This is a genomic window from Candidatus Cardinium hertigii (assembly GCF_050864855.1).
Classification (GTDB): Bacteria; Bacteroidota; Bacteroidia; order Cytophagales; family Amoebophilaceae; genus Cardinium; species Cardinium hertigii_C.
The window spans coordinates 1-5,199 of sequence record NZ_JBOZWW010000053.1 but is presented as its reverse complement, the minus strand read 5'-3'; the positions used below and the strand labels follow the sequence as shown (position 1 = coordinate 5,199).

1 protein-coding gene is annotated in these 5,199 nt (G+C 28.5%); it reads left to right on the top strand.

From position 1 onward, the window contains the following. Nucleotides 1-404 precede the first annotated feature (404 nt). A complete protein-coding gene (locus ACRRVB_RS02810; RefSeq protein WP_432466471.1) occupies nt 405-5,009 on the top strand; it encodes an ankyrin repeat domain-containing protein in 4,605 nt (1,534 codons plus the stop codon). Nucleotides 5,010-5,199 lie beyond the last annotated feature (190 nt).

The window sequence follows — 5,199 nt, the reverse complement described above, 5'->3', positions numbered from 1 at the left end:
GTAATCGAATCAGATAACTGGAATAAAGGATGTTTCGGGTTAAGAAAACTAGATAAGCGTTGCTCAAACAAACGCTCAAGGCTATTATTTATTTTCTTAGATTTCATCCTTATTTTGCAAGCTTTTTATACAAAACAACTCTAAAACTGGTTATTAACCAATACAAATTTAACCATTTATTTGCTGATTAACAAATAATTATACAGTATTTCAGGACCGACTATTTACGTTTAATAGGCGAATTATCAGAGTCGGTAAGAACAATCGATTTTCTTGATGAAGAACGTATTAAATCAATAATCCGTATCATATTTAGTATTGGAAATCAACTTGGTGGAATTTTCCGTCCAAGTGAGTTATTTAATGAAGCCATTGAAATAAAACATATAAAACTTGCAAATATTTTGTTAGATAGTACTGAATTCAACTTGGATGCAGATTTATTTAGTGATTTAACCCGTATAAATTCAGATACTGAAAGTAAAGAAACAACTGAAGATATTATTACAAACTTTTTTAGTAAGTGGAACACTTTAGGCAATAACATCATTATATGCGATTTAATGGTCTATATTCCTGATATAGAAATAAAAGATGACATTTTTAAATTTCAGGAATATGAACCAACAAAATCAAAAATGGAATACGATAACTGGCGCACTTCCGTAGATAAAATGGTAGAAAAAGGCAATACTATCATAGAAGAATATCTTAAAAATCGAGATGATGAGCTAGCCAAAAAGAATTTGGGTTATGGGAATACTATATTTCATTTTTTAGCATTAGTATCTGCTAAGACTCCTATAGACATAAACCATTTAGGTCAAATCTATAGTGGTGACGACACCGTATTCACAGCTCTCAATAATTTAGGTCAGAGTTCTATAGAGATTGCATTATTATCTAAAAATAAAGATTTTATACAATTTTTTGTAGAATCAGTAAAAGATTTGGAAAATTACAGCTCAAAATCGATTGATAAGTATGGAAATAAAATAGGTCATATTTTAGCTAGAGCATATACAAACGATTTAGAAGAGATATTAACTATGCTAAGCCCACTCGAAAATATACGTGTAGATATTATTACGCAAGTAAATGCCCTTGGTCGTAGTGCACTGTATGATGCAGTGCAATATTCTAATACCGAATTTATAAATTGGTGGAATGAACATGCTGGTGAGTTTACTATAGTGGATAAAGATGGTGAAACACTGTGGCATGAACTTTGTAAAAAACGTAATAAAATAGATGATACGGGAGTATTATCAAACATATACGATATGTTGAAAGGACCTATTAAACATTTAGTTAATCAACCCGATAAATTAGGTAGAACCCCTATACAAGTTGCATTATCTTCACCAGTAATATTCGAATGGTTATTACGTGATTTTATTGATAATATCGATCTTAACCATAAAGATAAAGAAGGTAATACAATCACACATATGATGGCTTATAATATCATAGATGATACTAATTATCAGTATATTAATTATCGCAAAACTATAGTAAATTTACTAATTCCACATCGTGATACGATCAAAAAAAATTATGATATAACAAATATATATGAAAAGCGTCCTATCGATATAATCGAATCATTTATTGATAGACCATTTCCAATATATATACACCATAAGGTAAGTTTTGACATAATAAAAAATATTGCATTAAACAAAGGTTTTTATGAATATGGATCAGGCTCTTCCGTTTCATCAGTTTCTGGTGATTATAGATTACAGTTCAGTCCATCCACCAAATCTACACAATCCACCGAACTAGATGATAGACTGGTCTTTTTTTCTGATATGGTATTACAAGAAATGAATAATGTTGAAAAATTAGGTGAACCTACAATAGATATAATACATGCACTATTACTTGATATTATATATAGCGATGTAAATAATTATGGAGACAAATTAGCTCACTTTCTATTAAGTACAGAATTATTGGAAGTCAGTAAAGAAATAACCTTAGTACATATTCTAAAAACGATTGAAAAAATCAATCCAGAATTAATAGAGGTGATATATGATACTCCAAATCAATTAGGTCAATTTTTATCCCATCTAGCAATAGAATCTGATTGTAATAGTGTATTCTATTATGGAGTACAAAAAGTGCCTCGTATATTGTCTCAACTTAGTCAAATTAAAAATGACAAAATACCACCAAACATATCAAATATTGCATTCTATACCTCAGATTATGCTATTTTTCTTAAAAATTATGCAGCTATAGATTATTTGATTTCATTTTCAAGTGACATGCAAAAACATAATACAAATTTTCGTATTCCATGCAATATACCATCATATTATCTGGATGATATCGGACTAAAAGATTTTAAGAAACATCTATCGATCAGTAGTGTATTTAAAGATCAGGATATTGAATCTATAATAGATACTTACATAAAAAATATAATAAACACAAGAATATATAATCTTAATAAAGGTAATGCATATTATCCTATACTAGCCTCTCATGTTCCTACATTCGAAATGTATACTAATCGTATTATGAAAAGTAAGTATAATAGTGTAGTACTATATGAAAAAGGATTTAGTACTGTTTGTAGCCTTTCTACGTTGGCATCTACTTTAAAACAACATATTGACACAAATAGACCTACTCTTAAAATGATATCAATTGCATTAATAGATGAAGGCCATGCAAGTGCTTTAGTAGTATTGAAAGATATGGAAGATCAATTTCATGCAATTATAGTTGATTATCAGTCACATTTATATAAAAAGAACAACCAGTCAAAGATCGCAACAAATTATCGTTTACGTTTAAATGCAATAAAAAAAATATTATTTGAAACATTAAAAATTAAAGAAGATTACATTCACCAGTTTAATATAGAGCAACAAGGTCCTCTAGATCATAATTGTGTTTTATGGACAATTGCAAATATAAAATTTATTGAATACTGTTTCATAAAACAAATTGCTATAGATGGTAGTACAGAAATTAGGACTGATTATTGGAGATCATCTACTTATGAAGTAAGTTCCGACATATTGAGAGATATAGAAGACACTATGCAAAAAAGTGTACCATATATTTTAGAAGAAATTCAAAAATTTGTTATTGCATCTTCTAATAATAGACAAGCATCTACTACACCACTATTGATAAACTTTGATAAAATTATCTATGATAGCCAAAAACAGAGGTATCTACATCAACCATGGTATCTATATACACCACTAGAAAGTAGTACAATACTTGAGGTTGTAGCCATCTATGATACAAATAGATTATTTAGTCCGGAGGGTTATAATAGGGATTATGAAAACATTTCTAACCAACTATTGACAGTAAACGACGACAAGCGATTTGAAAAAAGCTTAGAAGAGTTTATCAGGAGCAATAAAAACAGAACAAACGCAAGATGTACCTTTATTATGAATTCTGAAAGGAATTACTGGGCTACTTTAGTAGTTGATTACAAAAATAATGAATATAAATCATATTATGCAGATGGTTATGATGAAACTGGAGAGAAACCTCAAAACATAATTAATATTTTAAATAAGCATTTAAGTACAGGTGTAAAAATTTTTAATACACAACATGGACATTATTTATATAATTATAATTCTGGTTTTTGGGCAATTCAGGATGCCTTTGATATTAATGTTGTACTAAATGATAAAACAGCGGCTAATTATCTAAACAATAATAATATTCGTTTATCAGAGGCTCTAGAACATTTAAATAATCCGAATAATCGGATTATTTTAGACTCTAAATATGATTTTAGGCCAATGCGCCAAGAGTTATATGAGACTATAAAAAAGAATATTAAATTCCTTATAGAGAAAAAGAAAAAAGATCAAGAGCATGCAAGCATATCAACAGCCAATCAAGATTCTCTTACAGATCCATCAAGTATGGAAGTGGAAGAGACTGATATCCCAGAATATATCTGTAGCATGAAAATAAATCGTAGACGCAAACGTTCTAGTAATACATCATGTATACCAACTGACGTAATCAAAGAAATATTTTATGCTAATGTAAAAACTCCATATGAAAGCATATTAAATGATAATTTATTTTCTAGTCCTGAAGTAAAAATTTCATTAAGAATAGATACATTACATAAAGAATTATTAAAACTTAATACAAATCAATTAAAATTATTAAAAGGATTCATAAAAGAACACAAAATCCCATTAGACGAAACTTTTATAAACAACATACCAAAAGATCAAATAGAAGAAAAAAAGATTATAGTTTATTATCGTGATGAGATTAAAAAAAGGTTATATGATGATAAAGATATTTTAACGGTAGAGGATTTGTCACATATATCCTATGCCGCTATAGAAAAAAGAATGTCAGATCATAATATTCCATCTGATATACAAGACAAATTATTCAAAAGACTTGATATAATACATGAAAAATCTAAAAAATATTTAGATAGTGTAGGAAACATTGCCAATCAGGGATTATTTTTTGCACCAGATATAATTAAATCGATTAATTATAATGACTATAAGCCATTATTGGTATCGTTAGGCATGATTGGTGGCGATATCAGTATAAATGTATTACGTAATAAATTGGTTGAGGGAACAGAACAAAGTATAGAAAAAGCTGTAAGGCCAACTTTACAAAAAATTATACCCAATAATAATAAACTAGTTGATGTATTAGAACCACATTTACAAGCTGGTACAAAATCATTATTCAAGAACCCAGTATACAATAATATTATATGTAAAACATTAACAATATATTCTATTTATAGATTAATAAGTGAACTGAATCAATCAACTAGTCCTTCAGAAAAACAACGTCTTATTCATAAATTAGGTGAACAAGGTGTTACGCTTGGCTTGCTAATTGCAGAATCTATCTCTTATGAAATACCAGGAGCATGGCCTATTTTAATTGTTGAGCAATTGCTTTATGATGCTGACCAAGAGATAAATGTGCCATATCGAGTCTTTCTTTTTAAGTGTGTAAATATTTTTTAAGATTTGTAAATTTTGTATTAAATACATTAATTTTTATTCTTTAAAAGTATGAAAAAGAAAGTAAGTTCTCAAGATGGTATAAGCAAAGCGATAGATTTATTAGTAGAATCAGGAGTAGATTTATCGACCCTTTTTGAGAAAGGAGGATTACTCAAAGAACTAAGTAAACGTCTTATAGAAAAAGCCTTAG